At 74.9% G+C, this 16,601-nt stretch carries 13 protein-coding genes; 7 read left to right on the top strand and 6 right to left on the bottom strand.

What is annotated here, in order from left to right; translation table 11 throughout:
* Window positions 1-159: 159 nt before the first annotated feature.
* From dhaK to RNC47_RS00365, 3 genes are read left to right on the top strand one after another with little or no spacing between them, the layout of a single operon-like run.
* A complete protein-coding gene (dhaK, locus tag RNC47_RS00375; RefSeq protein ID WP_311594522.1) occupies window positions 160-1,152 on the top strand; it encodes a dihydroxyacetone kinase subunit DhaK in 993 nt (330 codons plus the stop codon).
* Window positions 1,153-1,192: 40 nt separating this feature from the next.
* Window positions 1,193-1,807 carry a dihydroxyacetone kinase subunit DhaL gene (gene dhaL, locus RNC47_RS00370; RefSeq protein ID WP_311594521.1) on the top strand — a complete coding sequence of 205 codons (615 nt, stop codon included), beginning with the start codon at window positions 1,193-1,195 and terminating at the stop codon, window positions 1,805-1,807.
* Window positions 1,808-2,221 (top strand): PTS-dependent dihydroxyacetone kinase phosphotransferase subunit DhaM, encoded by a 414-nt coding sequence (locus RNC47_RS00365; RefSeq protein ID WP_311594520.1) that lies wholly within the window; start codon window positions 1,808-1,810, stop codon window positions 2,219-2,221.
* A 7-nt stretch (window positions 2,222-2,228) separates the two neighbouring features.
* On the opposite strand, the gene RNC47_RS00360 is transcribed toward RNC47_RS00365, so the two are convergent.
* Genes RNC47_RS00360 through RNC47_RS00350 form a run of 3 tightly spaced genes read right to left on the bottom strand, consistent with a single transcriptional unit; the run spans window position 2,229 to window position 5,059 of the window.
* Window positions 2,229-2,729 carry an NUDIX hydrolase gene (locus tag RNC47_RS00360; protein WP_311594519.1) on the bottom strand — a complete coding sequence of 167 codons (501 nt, stop codon included), beginning with the start codon at window positions 2,727-2,729 and terminating at the stop codon, window positions 2,229-2,231.
* Window positions 2,730-2,738: 9 nt separating this feature from the next.
* Window positions 2,739-3,560, bottom strand: a complete 822-nt coding sequence (locus tag RNC47_RS00355; RefSeq protein ID WP_311594518.1) for a glutamate racemase — start codon at window positions 3,558-3,560, stop codon at window positions 2,739-2,741.
* Window positions 3,557-5,059: a TerD family protein gene (locus RNC47_RS00350; RefSeq protein WP_311594517.1), complete on the bottom strand. Its 1,503-nt coding sequence runs from the start codon at window positions 5,057-5,059 to the stop codon at window positions 3,557-3,559. Before RNC47_RS00350 ends, RNC47_RS00355 begins: the two co-directional genes overlap by 4 nt.
* Before the next feature lie 238 nt (window positions 5,060-5,297).
* Here RNC47_RS00350 and RNC47_RS00345 point away from each other — a divergent pair, with 238 nt between their 5' ends.
* Window positions 5,298-5,834, top strand: coding sequence for a DUF6643 family protein (locus RNC47_RS00345; protein WP_311594516.1), 537 nt, complete (start codon window positions 5,298-5,300; stop codon window positions 5,832-5,834).
* A gap of 30 nt (window positions 5,835-5,864) precedes the next feature.
* On the opposite strand, the gene RNC47_RS00340 is transcribed toward RNC47_RS00345, so the two are convergent.
* Together RNC47_RS00340 and RNC47_RS00335 are read right to left on the bottom strand one after the other, a co-directional pair.
* The gene (locus RNC47_RS00340) at window positions 5,865-7,241 is read right to left on the bottom strand and encodes a family 2B encapsulin nanocompartment shell protein (protein WP_311594515.1); all 1,377 of its coding nucleotides are present in this window, start codon (window positions 7,239-7,241) and stop codon (window positions 5,865-5,867) included.
* A 90-nt stretch (window positions 7,242-7,331) separates the two neighbouring features.
* A complete protein-coding gene (locus tag RNC47_RS00335; protein WP_311594514.1) occupies window positions 7,332-8,759 on the bottom strand; it encodes a family 2B encapsulin nanocompartment shell protein in 1,428 nt (475 codons plus the stop codon).
* A gap of 379 nt (window positions 8,760-9,138) precedes the next feature.
* Between RNC47_RS00335 and RNC47_RS00330 the strand changes: the two genes are divergently transcribed.
* On the top strand, window positions 9,139-11,577 hold the full coding sequence (locus RNC47_RS00330; RefSeq protein WP_311594513.1) for a right-handed parallel beta-helix repeat-containing protein: 2,439 nt from the start codon (window positions 9,139-9,141) through the stop codon (window positions 11,575-11,577).
* A 6-nt stretch (window positions 11,578-11,583) separates the two neighbouring features.
* Here RNC47_RS00330 and RNC47_RS00325 read toward each other — a convergent pair whose 3' ends face one another.
* Complete coding sequence (locus tag RNC47_RS00325; RefSeq protein ID WP_311594512.1) at window positions 11,584-13,914, bottom strand: hypothetical protein; 2,331 nt, start codon at window positions 13,912-13,914, stop codon at window positions 11,584-11,586.
* 123 nt (window positions 13,915-14,037) lie between these two features.
* Here RNC47_RS00325 and RNC47_RS00320 point away from each other — a divergent pair, with 123 nt between their 5' ends.
* Both RNC47_RS00320 and RNC47_RS00315 read left to right on the top strand, forming a co-directional pair.
* A complete protein-coding gene (locus RNC47_RS00320) occupies window positions 14,038-14,868 on the top strand; it encodes a DeoR/GlpR family DNA-binding transcription regulator (protein ID WP_311594511.1) in 831 nt (276 codons plus the stop codon).
* Between the two features lie 44 nt (window positions 14,869-14,912).
* A complete protein-coding gene (locus tag RNC47_RS00315) occupies window positions 14,913-16,595 on the top strand; it encodes a bifunctional 3'-5' exonuclease/DNA polymerase (RefSeq protein WP_311594510.1) in 1,683 nt (560 codons plus the stop codon).
* The last annotated feature ends 6 nt before the right edge of the window (window positions 16,596-16,601 follow it).

The following is a 16,601-nucleotide window of genomic DNA, read 5'->3' as shown; positions in this document are numbered from 1 at the left end:
GAGGTTTGACGCCCCGTCCGGCGTTCGGGCACCGCCGCCCGCGTCCCGGCCCACCGACCGGCGCGCGCCGTTCGGCCGCGCAAAGCCTGCCGACATCGGGCGCGGGTCCGTACGCTGGCCCCCACGACAGCCGTGGGCTTCAGCCAGGGAGGACACCCGGTGAGGATGCTGATCAATGGGCCCGAGCGGGTCGTCGGCGACGCGCTGCGGGGAATGGCGGCCGCGCACCCCGAACTGGCGGTCGACGTCGAGCGCCGGGTGATCACGCGACGCGACGCCCCGGTGGCCGGCAAGGTCGGTCTGGTGTCGGGCGGCGGCTCGGGGCACGAGCCGCTGCACGGCGGCTTCGTCGGTCCCGGCATGCTGGACGCCGCCTGTCCCGGCGAGGTGTTCACCTCGCCCGTCCCCGACCAGATGCTGCGGGCGGTGACCGCCGTCGACGGCGGCGCGGGCGTGCTGTTCGTGGTCAAGAACTACACGGGCGACGTGCTCAACTTCGACATGGCGGCCGAGCTGGCCGAGGACGAGGGCGTCGAGGTGGCCAGGGTGCTGGTCGAGGACGACGTGGCGGTCACCGACAGCCTCTACACGGCGGGTCGGCGCGGCACCGGCGGAACGCTCTTCGTGGAGAAGCTGGCCGGCGCGGCCGCCGAGGCCGGCGCCCCGCTGGACCGGGTGGCGGCCGTCGCCCGGCAGGCCGCCGAGTCCTCGCGCAGCTTCGGGGTGGCGCTCGGTGCCCCCACCACTCCCGCCAAGGGCAGCCCGACCTTCGACCTGCCGGCGGCCGAACTCGAACTCGGCATCGGCATCCACGGCGAGCCGGGGCGCGAGCGGCGGCCCGTCATGACCTCGGCCGAGATCGCGGACGTCACGGTCGACGCGCTGCTGACCGACCGGCAGCCGACCGGGCCCGTGCTGGCGCTGGTCAACGGGATGGGCGCCACTCCCCTGCTGGAGCTGTACGGGTTCAACGCCGAGGTGCAGCGGGCGCTCGCCGAGCGCCGGGTGTCGGTGGCGCGTACCCTCGTCGGCAACTACGTGACCTCGCTCGACATGGCGGGCTGCTCGGTGACGCTCTGCCAGGTGGACGAGGAACTGCTGCGACTGTGGGACGCCCCGGTGAGCACGCCGGGGCTGCGCTGGGGTCGTTGAGCCGGACACGATCGTGGAGCGAGCGGTGGGAGGAGCACGAGTGGCGCGACGGGACGCGGAGTTCATCCGGCGCTGGCTCGGCGCGGCGGCCGAGGCCATCACCCGGGACGCGAGTCGACTGACCGAGCTCGACTCGGCCATCGGCGACGCCGACCACGGCAGCAACATGCGGCGCGGCTTCACGGCGGTCGTCGCCGCGCTGACCGAGGAACCGCCGCCGGACCCGGGCCACACCCTGCTCGTCGCGGGGCGGACGCTGATCTCCACGGTCGGCGGCGCCTCCGGCCCGTTGTACGGCACGCTGCTGCGCGGCGCGGGCAAGGCGCTCGGGGACGAACAGACGGTGGCGGACGAGCGGCTCGCCGAGGCGCTGCGCGCCGGTGTGGACTCGGTGGCCCGGCTGGGCGGCGCGGCGGCCGGCGACAAGACCATGCTGGACGCGCTACTGCCGGCGGTCGCCGTGCTGCCCGACTACGCCGCGGCCCGACAGGCGGCCGAGGAGGGCGCGAAGGCGACCGTGCCGCTCCGGGCCCGCAAGGGGCGGGCCAGCTACCTGGGCGAGCGGAGCATGGGCCACCTCGACCCGGGCGCGGCGTCCTCGGCGCTGCTGGTCGTCGCGCTGGCCGAGACCGCCGCGGCGGGCGAGGAGGCCTGAATGACCGAGGAGCGGCCCCTGGTGGGCATCGTGCTCGTCTCGCACAGCGCCGAGGTGGCGGAGTCGGTGGCGCGGCTGGCGGCCGGCCTGGCCGGCGGCGGCGAGCTCGCGCCGACGGCGGCGGCCGGCGGGCGGCGCGACGGCGGCTTCGGGACGAGTTCCGAGCTGATCGCCGAGGCGGCGAGCCGGGTGGACCGGGGGGCGGGCGTGGCGGTGCTCGCGGACCTGGGCAGCGCGGTGCTGACGGTGCAGGCGATGCTGGCGGAGGACGAGGAGCTGCCGCCCGACACCCGGCTGGTGGACGCGCCGTTCGTGGAGGGCGCGGTGGCGGCGCTGGTGACGGCCTCGGCCGGCGGCGACCTGGCGGCGGTGGCGGCGGCCGCCGGCGAGGCGTACACCTTCAGGAAGACCTGAGGGCCCCTCAGCCCTCTCCGTCCCCGGCCGGCGGCACGGGCGCCGGCTCGAACCAGGTGGGGGCCTCGGAGAGGGCCAGCTTGATCCGGGTCAGCGCGGCCTCGCGCAGCGGCGGCAGCGCGTCCGGGCTGAACCAGCCGACCTCCAGGGACTCCTCGTCGTTGACCCGGGCCTCGCCGCCCACCGCGCGGCACAACAGCGTCACGTCCATGTACTGGCAGCAGTCGCCGTTGTCGTACCGGATCGGGTCCAGGGTCTGCACCAGCAGGACCCGCTCGGCCACGCAGCGCACCGCGGTCTCCTCGTGCACCTCGCGGACCGCCGCCTCGGCGGGTTGCTCACCCGGCTCCGGGATGCCGCTGACCAGGGCCCAGCCGCCGTCGTCGGCGCGCCGGCCGAGCAGCACCCGGCCCTGGTCGTCGAGGACGACGGCGGTGACGCCGGGGAGGAAGAGCAGCTCGTGGCCGATACGGGTGCGCAGGTCACGGATGAATCCGGGAGTCGTCATGGCACGAGCCTAGGACGCGGGCCCCAGGGACGCGGACGCCGGCGTGCCGGCCATGGCCGCGACCAGGCGCCCCTCCGGATAGGCCAGGGCCACCTCCGGCAGGGCGGCGGGGCGGGTGCTGGCGAACACCTCCAGCGTGCCGCCGGGCGCCGCGGTCGGGTGCGGGGCGAGACCCGCGCGGCGCAGCGCCTGAGCGGCCACGGCGTCCGCCGAGCCGATCAGGGTGACCTCGGCCCCGGTGACGGCGGCGACGTGCCGGCGGATCCGGTCGGCGACCAGCTCGTAGTGGGTGCAGCCGAGCACCACCGTGCGGGTCTCGGGCGGCGTCAGCGCCGCGGCGGCCCGGACGGCGGCCTCGACGGCCTCCTCGTCGGCGCGCTCCACGGCGTCGGCCAGGCCGTGGCAGGGCACTCCCACGGCCGGCAGCCCCGCGGCGTACCGGTCGAGCAGGTCACGCTGGTAGGCGCTCTCGGTCGCGGCCTGGGTGGCCCAGACCGCGAGCGGCCGGCCGGCGGCCGCCGCCGGCTTGACCGCGGGCACGGTGCCGACCACCGGCACCGCCGGCTCCAGCTCGGCGCGCAGCTGGGGCAGCGCGCTCACGGTCGCGGTGTTGCAGGCGACGATCAGGGCGTCGGGCGGCGTGGTGACCGCGGCCCTGGCCAGGGCCAGGGTGCGCGCCGTGATGTCCGCCGGGGTGCGCGGCCCCCAGGGCATGCCCTCCGGGTCGTTGGAGATCACCAGCGAGGCGTCGGGCCGCAGCCGCCGGACGGCGGCCGCGGCGGCGAGCAGGCCGATGCCCGAGTCGACCAGCGCGATGCGCGGGTGTCTCACTTGCGCCCCGGGGTCCACTGCATGCCGAAGCCGTACGCGTGGTCGACGGTGCGCTGAGGGCTGACCCCGCGCTCGGGCACCAGGTAGCGGGCCTCGCGCCGGACGATCAGCTCGCCGCCCTGGTTGGTGAGCTCGGCGAGCACGCAGACCGGCGACGGGACGGTGCACTCGTCGAGCGTGAAGTCGATCGGCGCGCCGCGCTCGGGAGTGAGGGTGACGAGGGCGGAGATGCCCTGGAAGCTGGCGGCCCCGGAGTACACGGTCACGAAGAGCACCACGCGCCGCAGCTCCTGGGCGTGGTCGAGGTTGATGGTCAGGTTCTCGCCGGTGGCGACGGCGCCGGTGCGGTCGTCGCCGTCGAGGTGGATGTAGGGCGGCTGGTGCAGCGAGCCGAACGCGTTGCCCAGGGCCTGGACGACGCCCTTGCGGCCGTCGCTGAGCTCGAACAGGGCGCACAGGTCGAGGTCGAGGCCGCCGCCCATGGCCTTGCTGATCCGCTCGCGCCAGCCCACGTTCTGCTGGCCGCGCTCCTGCCAGTTGAGGTTGACCAGCATCCGGCCCGAGGTGGCGCCCTGCTTGGCCAGTGAGATGGAGGGGGCCGCCTTGGTGAGGGTGACCTTGCTCAGGTTGATGCCACCGCCGGCCGGCGCGGGCGCGGGCTGGGCCTGCGGCGGGAACGGCGCGGCCGGCGGGGCCGCGGGCTGCTGCCCGCCGTAGGGCGACGGCGGCATCGGCGCCTGGGGCGCGGCGGGGGCCGGCGCGCCGTAGGGGGACGGCGGCATGGGCGCGGGCGGCGCGGCCGGCGGCTGGTTTCCGTAGGGCGAGGGCGCGCCGTACGGGGAGGACGGCATCGGGGCGGCCGGCGGGGCCGCGGGCTGCTGCCCGCCGTAGGGCGACGGCGGCGCCGGCGCCTGGGGCGCGGCGGGGGCCGGCGGCTGCGGCGCCGCCTGGGGCGGGACGGGCGCGGCGGCCGGCGCCGGCTCGTCGTCCACGGAGATGCCGAAGTCGGTGGCGAGGCCGGCGAGGCCGCTGTCGTAGCCCTGGCCCACGGCGCGGAACTTCCAGGCGCCCTGGCGGCGGTAGAGCTCGCCGAGCACGAAGGCGGTCTCGGTGCTCGCGTCCTGGCTGTCGAAGCGCGCGATCTCGGTGCCGTTGTCCGCGTCCAGCACCCGCACATGCAGCCCGGGGACCTGCCCGAAGGTGCCACCGTCCGCGGAGGCGGCCACGGTGACCTTCTCGATCTCGGGCTCCACCGCGGTCAGGTCGACGGCGAGCCGGTCGATCACCGTGCCGCCCTGCGGCTGCTTGCCCTCGTGGCGGACCGCGCCCGAGGTGTGCCGGGGCTGGTTGTAGAACACGAAGTCGTCGTCCGAACGGACCCTGCCATCCGCCAGGAGCAGCGCCGACGCGTCCACGTCGGGGACTCCGGCGGAGGAGTTCCAGCCGATCTCCACACGGACCGATCGGGCGGGCACGGGCACGTTCGCACCTTTGAGCATCGTGGATTCCTCCGTAGGGTGGCCGTCGTCACGCCACCTGTTCTGCGGACACCGTCCACTATGCCATCCCGGTCCCGCTAACCCCCTGGGCGACCCCTGGACACAACATCATCTGAACGCCCATCGACGTTTTTTCCGGTATTCCTTCGGATTGAGCGCCGGAGGAAGCCCCAAGGCCATGAAAAGACCCTCTAATCGGTCTCCCCAACGACCACATGGTGGGCTTAACTTATGGAGTATGACCTCCCCGCGCCCCTACGGCGGTGGCTACTCCTCACCGTCGTTCCCTGACACCCCCATCTACGACAGGCTGGTGGCCGAGCGCGGAACCCCGCAGATCGCGCCGATCCGCGTGCCCGCCGCCTACGAACCGCTCGGCTACCCGTCGGCGGCCGCCCAGCCCGCACTGCCGGCCCTGCCCGCCCTACCGTCCGCCCCGTCGCCCACGCACGCCCAGCCGCACCCGCAGGCGGCCGGCGGCTACCCCGGGTACCAGGCGGCCCCGGCCAGGCCGCAGTTGTCGGCGCCGGCCCCGCAGGCCCCCGCGCCGTACTTCCCGCAGCAGGCCGCCACGCCTAGGCCCTACCAGGCACCGGGCATGCCGCAGGCGCCGGTCCCGCAGCAGATGCGGCCTGCGGCGCCGCGGCCCGCGGCGCCCCGCCAGATGCCGGGGCAGTACCAGCAGCAGGGGCAGCAGCACCCGTACCCCAACCAGCAACAGCAGCACCAGTACCCGTCCCCGGGCTACTGGGCGGAGCCGGGGACGGGTCACTAGGCGCGCGGGGCGCGAGGAGCGCGAAGAACGTCAGATCTCGACGTCCTCCAGGATCCCGAGGGCGTCCGGCACCAGGACGGCCACCGAGAAGTAGGCGCTGACCAGGTAGGAGATCACCGCCTGGTCGTTGATGCCCATGAACCTGACGTTGAGGCTGGGCTCGTACTCCTCGGGGATGCCGGTCTGGTGGAGCCCGACCACGCCCTGGTTCTCCTGGCCGGTGCGCAGCGCGAGGACGGAGCTGGTGCCGGCGGCGGTCACCGGGATCTTGTTGCAGGGGAGGATGGGGATGCCGCGCCACGACCTGAGCGCCGTGCCGTCGAGATCCACCTGGCCCGGGTAGACGCCGCGGGCGGTGCACTCGCGGCCGATGGCGGCGATGGTGCGGGGATGGGCGAGCAGGTACTGGGTCTTGCGCCGGCGGGAGATCAGCTCGTCCAGGTCGTCGGGGGTGGGCGGGCCGCTCCTGGTGTGGATCCGCTGGCTCAGGTCGACGTTGTGCAGCAGGCCGAACTCGCGGTTGTTGACCAGCTCGTGCTCCTGCCGCTCCCGCAACGCCTGGATGGTGAGCCGCAGTTGCTCCTCGACCTGGTTCATCGGCTCGTGGTACAGGTCGGCCACCCGGGAGTGCACCCGCAGCACGGTCTGCGCCACGCTCAACTCGTACTCGCGGGGGGTGAGCTCGTAGTCCACGAACGTGCCGGGCAGCACCGGCTCCCCCACGTGCCCGGAGGCCAGCGCGATGTCCGCCTCGCCACGCCGGTTCGTCGGCGGCGCCGGCCTGGCCGCGAAGCCGTCCAGGTGGCCGCGGAGCTCGGGGTGACGGTCGGCGAGGGCACGGACCTCGGCCAGGGGCAGGGCGAGCACGGTGCAGCGGGTGATGGCACGCAGCGTGGTGGGCCAGGTGCCGGGCTCCGCGGCGAGCGCCTCGGCGCCGGCGTGGTCGCCGTCGGCGAGCACGCCGAGGCCGGCCTCGGCGTCGTAGGCGCCGGGGGCGACCCGGCGGACCTTGCCGTGGGCGATCAGCAGCACCTCGGTCACCTGACCGCCGTGGTCGGCGATCACCTCGCCCGGCGCGTACTCGCGCTGGACGCAGGCGTCGGCCAGCGCGGTGAGCGCCCGGGTGTCCTCGAAGCCGCGGAGCGCGGGCAGTTCGGTGAGCTCGGCGGGGATGACGCGGACCTCGGCGCCGGTGGAGACGAATTCCACCCGGCCGTTTCCCAGCGTGTGGGTCAGCCGCCGGTTGACCCGGAAGGTGCCGCCGGAAACCTGCACCCACGGCAGCACCTTCAACAGCCATCGGGAGGAGATGGCCTGCATCTGCGGCGGCGTCTTGGTCGTGGTCGCCAGATTCCGCGCCGCGGCGGTTTCCAGGCTGGTGGGCACGGGGGTGAGCGGGGAGTTCACGCGGACGTTTTCCTTGTCTTCTCTGGTGGCCTTGGCGGCTGAATTCCGGTACCGGAAGGGGGCCGGCGTCGCGGCCCCCTTCCGGACCTCTCAGTGCCCGATTTCGACGTCCTCGAGAACTCCCAGCGCGTCGGGGACCAGAACCGCCACCGAGTAGTAGGCGCTGACGAGGTAGGAGATCACGGCCTGCTCGTTGATGCCCATGAACCGGACGGACAGGCTGGGCTGGTATTCGTCCGGAATTCCGGTGCGGTGCAGCCCGACCACGCCCTGGTTCTCCTGGCCGGTGCGCAGCGCCAGCATCGAGGTGCTGCCGGTGGCGCTCACCGGGATCTTGTTGCAGGGCAGCACGGGCACGCCGCGCCAGGCCGGGACCGCCTGGCCGCCGAACTGGGTGTTGGACGGGTAGATGCCGCGCGCGCTGCACTCGCGGCCGAAGGCGGCGATGGCCTTGGGGTGGGCGAGGATGACGCTGGGGTCCTTCCAGACGGTGGCCAGCAGCTCGTCCAGGTCGTCGGGGGTGGGCGGGCCGCTCCTGGTGTGGATCCGCTGCCCGAGCCCGGCGTTGTGCAGCAGGCCGAACTCGCGGTTGTTGACCAGCTCGTGCTCCTGCCGCTCCCGCAGGGCCTCCACCGTCAGCCGCAGTTGCTCCTCGACCTGGTTCATCGGCTCGTTGTACAGGTCGGCCACCCGGGAGTGGATCCGCAGCACGGTCTGCGCCACGCTCAACTCGTACTCACGGGGCGACAGTTCGTAGTCCACGAAGGTGCCGGGCAGCACCGGCTCGCCCGCGTGCCCCGACGCCAGCGCGATGTCCGCCTCGCCGGCGGCGTTGCGCTGCGCCGGGACGGCGGCCCGCAGCCCGGCGAGGTGTTCCGCGAGCCCGGGGGCGCGCTCCGCGATCTCCTGGAAGGCGCTGCGGGCGAGGGTGAGCACGGTGCCGCTGGTGAGCGCCCGCAGCGTGTGCTCCCAGGGGCCAGGGGTCTCGTCGGTGAGGACGCGGTCGCCGAAGAAGTCCCCGTCGGCCAGCACGCCGAGGTCGGCCTCGGCGTCGTAGCGCCCGGGTCCGCGCCTGCCGAGCTTGCCGTGGGCGACGAGCACCACCCGGTCGGCCGGTTCGCCGGCCTGGACGAGCACCTCGCCGGGGCCGAAGTCCCGCTGGACGCAGGCGTCGGCGAGCAGCCCGAGCACCTCGGCGTCGGAGTATCCGGCGAGCGCCGGGAGTTCGCCGAGTTCGGCCGGAATCACGCGGACCTCGGCGCCGGTGGAGACGAATTCCACCCGGCCGTTTCCCAGCGTGTGGGTCAGCCGCCGGTTGACCCGGAAGGTGCCGCCGGAAACCTGCACCCACGGCAGCACCTTCAACAGCCATCGGGAGGTGATCCCCTGCATCTGCGGCGGCGTCTTGGTCGTGGTCGCCAGATTTCGGGCCGCCGCCGTGTCGAGGCTGAGCCTCGAATGTGCGGTGCCGCTTTCGGGAGCACCGCTCTCGGAGGTCGGCTCGATCGAGGTCGTCATGCGCTACACCGCCAATGTGGGGTCGTACAGAGGCCAATTGAGGGATCCCGCGAAGAAGCTAAAGGCTGCGGCCGACTGGGGCAATCACTCGAAAGTGGGGACAACTCCGGGATTTCCCAAGGACTTTGCTGGGTATCGAGGCGTGACGTTCCTGCGTCCGCGCACCCAAGGCACTCACGGGGACACGGTGCGTGAGCACGTAGGGTGAGGGGCGCGTCGGCGCACGACCGTGGTGCGCGGAGCGCGGAGGGGGCACGCGCGCACCGTGTCCGATCCGGTCATCCCATCGGTCCACGGCGCGCTAACGTGGAGCGACCAGGCACGCGTGGTAGCGCGCCCAGTTGACAGCTCAGTTGACACGTTTGGGGCACATCAGTCCATGACTAAGGGCTCGGTCCAGGTGACGCACACCGGAACAGCACGCTGGCGGCGGCGGACCGCCGTCTACAGCACCGTCACCGAAGCCCTGGCCGCGGCCGCCGACGGGGACGTCCTCGTCCTCGCGCCCGGCACCTACCGCGAGAACCTGGTGATCGAGCAGTCCGTGACGGTGCGCGGCCCCGGGGAGGACAAGGACGGGCCCGCCAGAATCGCCCCGGCGGACGGGGTCCCGCTCACCGTGCGTGGCTCGGCCACCATCCAGCACCTGCTGATCGAGGGCCAGGACACCACCGTGCCCGCGGTGCTCGTCGAGAACAGCACCCCGGAGCTCACCGGGGTGCGGATCCGCACCGCGTCGGCCGCCGGTATGGAGGTGCGCGGCGGCGCCCGGCCGACCGTGCGGCACTGCGCCGTCAGCAATCCGACGGGCACCGGGATCAGCGTCACCGACGGCGGCGGCGGTCTGTTCGAGGAGTGCGAGGTCGCCGAGTCCGGCCAGCCCGGCATCACGGTGCGCGGCCCGGCCCATCTGCGGCTGGAGCGCTGCCGGGTCCGGCAGGCCGGCGGCGCGGGTCTCTCCGTCACCGGGGACGGCTCCGCGGTGGACGCGGTGGAGTGCGACTTCACCGACATCAAGGGCACGGGGGTGCGCCTGGCCGACCGGGCCACCGCCCACCTCACCGACTGCCGGATCGGCGCCACCACGGGCGACGGCGTCACGATGGACACGGACGCGGTGCTGACCCTCGCCGACAGCGTGGTCTCGGACATCCCGGAGAACGCGCTCGACCTGCGGTCCCGCGCGGTGCTGACGTTGGTGCGCACCACCGTGCGCCGGTTCGGCCGCAACGGCGTCTCGGTCTGGGACCCGGGCAGCCACGCGGACGCCCACGACTGCGAGATCCACGAGAGCACCGGGGACTACCCGGCGGTCTGGGTGAGCGACGGCGCCACCGCGGTGCTCGAGTCCTGCCGGGTGCACCACGTGCCGGACGCGCTCTTCGTGCTGGACTCCGGGTCCCGGGTGGACGTGGTGGACAGCCAGCTCGAGGAGGTGCGTGGCTCGGCCGTCTCGGTCAGCGACGGCGCCACCGCGCGGCTCGACGCCTGCCGGGTCCAACGGGTCGGCACCGGCGCCTGGTTCCGCGACCAGGGCAGCGGCGGCACGGTCACCGGCTGCACCATCCACGAGGCGCGCACCGGCTTCATCGTCACCAAGGGAGCCGACCCGAGCGTCGAGGACTGCACGGTGAGCCGCGCGACCGAGGCCGGGGTCTACGTCTCGGCGGGCGGCCGGGGCCGGTTCACCCGCTGCCGGATCAGCGACTCGGGCGGCTACGGCTTCCACGTCATCGACGGCTGCCGCACCGAGCTCAACCGCTGCCGCACCGAGCGGTGCGCCAGGGGCGGCTACGTCTTCGCCGAGGACAGCCCGGTGCTGACCGACTGCCACAGCGACGAGTCCACCGCCCCGGGCGCCGACGTGCGGCTGAAGGCCACCGACGCCGCTCCCCCGCCCGCCGCCCGGCCGGAGCGGGTCACCGCGGCGCCGGCCGGCGCCGCGCCCAGCCAGCCGCCGCCCGCCGAGGAGCCGGCCGCGGCGGACGGCCGGCCGGCCGACGAGGTGCTGGCCGAGCTCGACACCCTGGTCGGCCTGCACACGGTCAAGCGCGAGGTGCGGGCGCTGATCGACATGATCGAGGTGGGGCGGCGCCGCCAGCAGGCCGGCCTCAAGGCCGCCTCGGTGCGCCGGCACCTGGTGTTCACCGGCTCGCCCGGCACCGGCAAGACCACGGTGGCGCGGCTCTACGGCGAGATCCTGGCCGCCCTCGGCGTGTTGGAGCGCGGGCACCTCGTGGAGGTGTCCCGGGTCGACCTGGTGGGCGAGCACATCGGCTCGACGGCGATCCGCACCCAGGAGGCGTTCGAGCGGGCGCGCGGCGGTGTCCTGTTCATCGACGAGGCGTACGCGCTCTCCCCGGAGGACGCCGGCCGGGACTTCGGGCGCGAGGCGATCGACACCCTGGTCAAGCTCATGGAGGACCACCGGGACGCGGTGGTGGTGATCGTCGCCGGCTACACCGCCGAGATGGAGCGGTTCCTGGCGGTCAACCCCGGCGTGGCCTCCCGCTTCTCGCGCACCATCACCTTCGGCGACTACTCGCCGGAGGAGCTGCTGAGCATCGTGGGGCAGCAGGCCCACGACCAGCAGTACGACCTGGGCGTCGGCACCCAGGACGCGCTGTTGAAGTACTTCACGGCGATGGACCGCGGCCCCTCGTTCGGCAATGGCAGGACGGCGCGGCAGACGTTCGAGGCGATGGTGGAGCGGCACGCCGGCCGGGTGGCGCGACTGGCCGACCCGAGCACCGAGGAGCTGACCCTGCTCTACCCGGACGACCTGCCGCCGCTGGCGCAGGGCGGCCCCGGGCTCTGACCGCCGTCACACCGGTTCGGCCGCCCGCTGCTCCGGCAGCGGCGGCGGTGCCTGGCCGCGCAGCAGCCGGTCGAACAGGGCGGCGCGCTCCGCGGCGAACGCCGGGTCGGCGGCGTAGTCGCCGTGCCCCAGGATCGGCTCGGGCAGGGGCCGGAGCAGGTTCCGGCCGTAGTGCAACGGGTCGGCGAGCGGGCCGCGGTCCACCGGCGGCAGGTCGGCCCCGGCCACCAGCACCGGGCCGCCGATGGGGTCGGTGGCCCGCCACAGGTTCCGCCAGCAGGGCACGTCCCGGTGGAGCGCGCGCAGCGCGGCCGGGCCGAAGTAGACGGGGAACCAGCGGCCGTAGAGCCGCTCGAGCGGCGAGCCGTGGGTGAGCAGCGCGATCCGGCTGCGGGTGGCCGCGTCCAGCTGCCAGACGGCCGCGGCGGCCAGCACGCTGCCCTGCGAGTGGCCCGAGATGACCAGGCGCCCGCCGGTGGCGTCGATCCAGGTGCCCATCCGCCAGGACAGGTCGGGCACGGCACGCTCGGCGTAGCAGGGCGGGGCGAAGGGGTGGGCGGCGCGCGGCCAGAAGGTGCCGACGTCCCACAGGATGCCGATGGTGCGCCTGGCCCCGGCGTCGCGGTAGGCGCGGCGGCCGAGCGCGACCATCAGCACCACGCCCGCGCCCATCAGCCAGGAGCCCGTGCTCTGGCAGGCGTCGGCGAGCGCGGAGACGACGGCCGGCGCCGAGTCCGCCGCCTCGGACGGCGGATCGCCGGTCAGCGCCCCGGCGACGCAGCCGAGGCCGAGCACCAGGCAGGAGGCGGTGACCCAGCCGACCAGGACGGGCGCCGAGTCGGTGAGCTCGGCGCGGGCCACGGCCGAGGCGATGCTGCGGCTGCGGTCCTCCTGGGGCTCGCAGCCCTCGTCCGGGTAGCGGTCCCTGACGCCGGGCGCGAGTTCGCGGCGTCGGCGGACCACCCGCAGCCCGGCGGCCACCGCGAGCCCGAGCACCACGAGGAGCAGCGGGGGGATGGCGGCCGCCTCCCAGCTCAGCACCACCGGCGGGCCCGCGATGGAGCCGCCGGACGCGTCGTCGTGCGAGGAGGCGAGCCGGTCGGCGACCCACTCGGTCACGCCTCCGGTCAGCACTCCGCCGAGCCCGCAGGCGAGCAGGGCCACCGAGGCGGCGCCGAGCCCGGCGAGCGCCCCGCGGTCGGCGCTCGGCGCCTGCCGGTGCAGCCGGTGGGCCGTCAACGCGAGACCCACGACCAGCACGCCCTGCACGATCATCAGCCCGGGGAAGATGCCGGCGCCGGCCGGATGGCGTCCGCTGGTCAGCCACTCGGGCCTGCTCCACGCGGTGTGCACGACGACCACGAGCACCAGGGCCAGGGCGCTCCAGGGCAGGGCGCGGGCCAGCGACGGCTCGGGGCTGTCGTCGCGCTCCTCCTCGGTGCGGCCGTGCCGGACCAGTTGGACCACGACCACCAGCCAGCCGACCGCCGTGAGGCCGGTCAGCACCCAGCCGGCGGCGGCCAGCGCGCCCGCGCCCTCCGGGCCCCGGTCGTGCGGGCCGGTGGCGGTGAGCAGCGCGGCGGCGAGGGTCAGCAGGCCGATGGCGGTGTGGCTGGCGCGCAGCCGGGCGACGATGCCGCGGCCGTACCAGAAGCCGGCGCGGCCGAGCACCGCCGGCTCCTCGCCGTCCGGACGGGGTCGCACCGGTGGGGAGGCCGACTCGTAGGCGCTCCAGGTGCGGTGCGAGAGCCCCCACAGCAGCAGGACGAGCACCAGCGGCAGGGCGGCGCCGAGCGCGAGCCGCCGGCCCGGCTGGGCCCACCAGCCCTCGCCGGCCAGCGGGTCGAGCCAGCCGGAGTCCGCGGCGCAGGCGGCGGAGCCGGCGCACTGCCAGGCGACGAGGTCGAGCGCGACGGCGCAGGCGCCGGCGGTGAACAGCACGGTGAGCGAGAGCGCCAGCAGTCGCACCTGCACGTCGAAGGCGCGCTGGGTGCGGCGGGTGCCGGCGGCGGCCGGACGCATCCAGTGGGCCAGGTTGACGATCATGAACGGGAGGAGCAGCAGCCAGAGCGCGCGGGCCCCGTTGCCCGAGGTGAGGTTGGACCAGGAGTACGCCTCGCGCAGCGGCCGCCCGTCGTCCCAGGGCCGTTCGTCGAGGTCGTCGGTGCGGCGGTGGACGCTGGCGGTGGCGTCGCCGGTGACCCGGGTGGTGCGGTTGTCCTCGAGCATCGCCTGCGGCGTGGTGCCGCCGACGCCGTGCACCAGCAACTCGACGGCCGGCTCCGGGAGCTCCTGCGGCGCGGCCGCGGGCCTGGACGTGATCTCGTCGGCACTCATCCTGGCTCCCCCTGCTGTCTTGCCCTCCCTTGACCTCTCTCCTGTCAGGGGCACGCCGAACCGTCCCCGATCGGGGGATGTTGGAGCATGCGAGGATGACTCATTCACTTGTGAGGAGACGCCGTGAGCGACAACCAGAACCTGCTGGCGGGGCAGCGCCGTGCGCTCATCCTTGACGAGGTCAGACGGCGGGGCGGCATCCGGGTCAGCGAGTTGACGCGGATGCTTCAGGTGTCGGACATGACGGTGCGCCGCGACCTGGACGTGTTGGCGCGGCAGGGCGCGTTGGAGAAGGTGCACGGGGGCGCGGTGCCGGTGGCCGAGCGTCGGACCCACGAGCCGGGCTTCGAGGCCAAGTCCTCGCTCGAGCTGTCGGCCAAGAGCGCCATCGCCAGGGCGGCGGCCACGCTGGCGACGCCCGGCAGCGCGGTGGCGTTGTCCGGTGGCACGACCACGTTCGCGCTCGCGCACGAGCTGCTTGAGGTGCCCGACCTGACGGTGGTCACCAACTCGGTGCGGGTGGCGGACGTGTTCCATCACGCCGGGCAGCCGGGCGACGGCGGTCGGCCGGCCGGCGCGGGCGGGGCGACGGTGGTGCTGACGGGCGGGGTGCGGACGCCCTCGGACGCCCTGGTGGGCCCGGTCGCCGACGCGGCGATCGCCTCCCTCCACTTCGACGTGCTGTTCCTCGGGGTGCACGGCATCTCGGTGGAGGCCGGCCTGTCCACCCCGAACCTGGCCGAGGCGGAGACCAACCGGCACTTCATCCGCTCGGCCCGCCGGGTGGTGGTGGTCGCCGACCACACCAAGTGGGGGACGACGGGGCTGAGTTCGTTCGCGACGCTGGACGAGGTGGACACCCTGGTGACGGACGCGGGGCTGCCGCGCGCCGACCGCGAGGAGATCGCCGAGCACCTGGCGGAGCTGGTCATCGCCGGGGAGAGCGAGGGCTGACGACCGTCGGGGCGTTGTCAGTGGCGACTGCCAGACTCGCACACATGAGCGAGGAAAGGTCGGTGAGCGGCAGACACGCCCTGGCGGAGTACGCCGACGGCTCGGTCCGGGTGTGCGCGCTCGACGAGGCCGGGCGCCCCGTCGGCCCCGTCGTGGTGGAGCCGGGCCCCGCCGAGGCGGTCCGGGCGCGGCCCGGGGTGGCCCGCTGGGTCTGGCGGTCGACCGCGAGCGTCTACCCCCGGCTCCTCGCGGCCGGGCTCCGGGTCCCCCGCTGCTACGACGTGGAGGCGGCCGAGGCGCTGCTCCTCGGCCACGAGGGCGGGTACGGGCTGCCGCGCTCGCTGAGCGCGGCCTTCGCCAGGCTGCACGGCCTTCCGGTGCCGGACGCCCCCCGGCCGACCGCGGCGGACTCGGCCCAGCCCTCGCTGTTCGACGCGGGGCCCGCCCCGCTGCCGGCCACCGCCGACCCCCTGGTCGCCCTCCTCGAGGTGTACGCCGGGCAGTTGGCGCGTGCCGGCGCGGTGGCGCACCCGGAGAGGATGCGGCTGCTGATCGCCGCCGAGTCGGCCGGCACCCTGGTGGCGGCCGAGATGGGCCGGGCCGGGCTGCCGTGGCGCGCGGACGTCCACCTGCGCCTGCTCGACGAGTTGCTCGGCCGGCGCTACCCGGGCGGCGCCCAGCCGGCGCGGCTCGCCGAGCTGGCCGAGGAGGTGTCGGCGGCCTTCGGCCCCGGGGCGCGGGTGCGGCCCGACCTGCCGGCCGAGGTCATCAGGGCGTTCGCCGGGGCCGGCATCCGGCTGTCGTCCACCCGGGCCTGGGAGCTGCGGGAGGTCGACCATCCGGCGGTGGCCCCGCTCCTGGAGTACAAGCGGCTGTACCGGATCCACACCGCGCACGGCTGGTCCTGGCTGCGCTCCTGGGTGCGCGACGGGCGCTTCCGCACCGAGTACGTCCCGGGCGGCACGCCGTCGGGCCGCTGGACCACCAACGGCGGCGGGGCGCTGCAGATCCCCCGGGTGGTGCGGCGCGCGGTGGTCGCGGACCCGGGGTGGCGCCTGGTGGTGGCGGACGCGGCCCAGTTGGAGCCGCGGGTGCTGGCCGCGGTCTCCCGGGACCGCGGCCTGATGGCCGCGGCCGGCGCGGCCGACGACCTCTACACGGCGCTGGCCCACGGCGGGTTCTCGGGGGACCGCGCGGCGGCCAAGCTCGCGCTGCTGGGCGCGATCTACGGGCAGACCTCGGGCGACGGGCTGCTGCAGCTCGCGGCGCTGCGGCGCCGCTTCCCGGCGGCGGTCGGTCATGTGGACGAGGCGGCCAGGGTCGGCGAGCAGGGCGGCCTGGTGCGGACCTGGCTGGGCCGCACCTGTCCCCCGGCCGACGCCGGGATCCCACCGGAGGACCGGGCGGAGCCGGTCGGCCAGGGCTCCTCGTCGGCCCGGGCCCGCGGCCGGTTCACCCGGAACTTCGTGGTGCAGGGCAGCGCGGCGGAGTGGGCGCTGCTGATGCTGGCCGCCCTGCGCGGGTCCCTGTGGGACATGGCCGCCGAGCTGGTCTTCTTCCAGCACGACGAGGTGATCGTGCACTGCCCGGCCGAGGAGGCGGAAGCCGTCGTCGAGGCCGTCCACGCCGCGGCCGCCTCGGCCGGCCACCTCACGTTCGGCCCCACCCCCGTCCGCTTCCCGCTGACCACGGCGGTCGTCGAGTGCTATGCCGACGCCAAGGACTAGCCGCGA

This window comes from Streptomyces millisiae, assembly GCF_031845425.1.
In the GTDB taxonomy this organism is placed as follows: Bacteria; Actinomycetota; Actinomycetes; order Streptomycetales; family Streptomycetaceae; genus Streptomyces; species Streptomyces millisiae.
The sequence above is the reverse complement of the archived record's forward strand: the minus strand, read 5'-3'. Positions and strand labels throughout refer to the sequence as shown.

Bases quoted from the DNA above. Each gene is read 5' to 3' on its own strand.
- RNC47_RS00365 (WP_311594520.1), top strand. From the start codon at position 1,808: ATGACCGAGGAGCGGCCCCTGGTGGGCATCGTGCTCGTCTCGCACAGC.
- RNC47_RS00360 (WP_311594519.1), bottom strand. From the start codon at position 2,729: ATGACGACTCCCGGATTCATCCGTGACCTGCGCACCCGTATCGGCCAC.
- RNC47_RS00350 (WP_311594517.1), bottom strand. From the start codon at position 5,059: ATGCTCAAAGGTGCGAACGTGCCCGTGCCCGCCCGATCGGTCCGTGTG.
- RNC47_RS00345 (WP_311594516.1), top strand. From the start codon at position 5,298: ATGACCTCCCCGCGCCCCTACGGCGGTGGCTACTCCTCACCGTCGTTC.
- RNC47_RS00335 (WP_311594514.1), bottom strand. From the start codon at position 8,759: ATGACGACCTCGATCGAGCCGACCTCCGAGAGCGGTGCTCCCGAAAGC.
- RNC47_RS00330 (WP_311594513.1), top strand. From the start codon at position 9,139: ATGACTAAGGGCTCGGTCCAGGTGACGCACACCGGAACAGCACGCTGG.
- RNC47_RS00325 (WP_311594512.1), bottom strand. From the start codon at position 13,914: ATGAGTGCCGACGAGATCACGTCCAGGCCCGCGGCCGCGCCGCAGGAG.
- RNC47_RS00315 (WP_311594510.1), top strand. From the start codon at position 14,913: ATGAGCGAGGAAAGGTCGGTGAGCGGCAGACACGCCCTGGCGGAGTAC.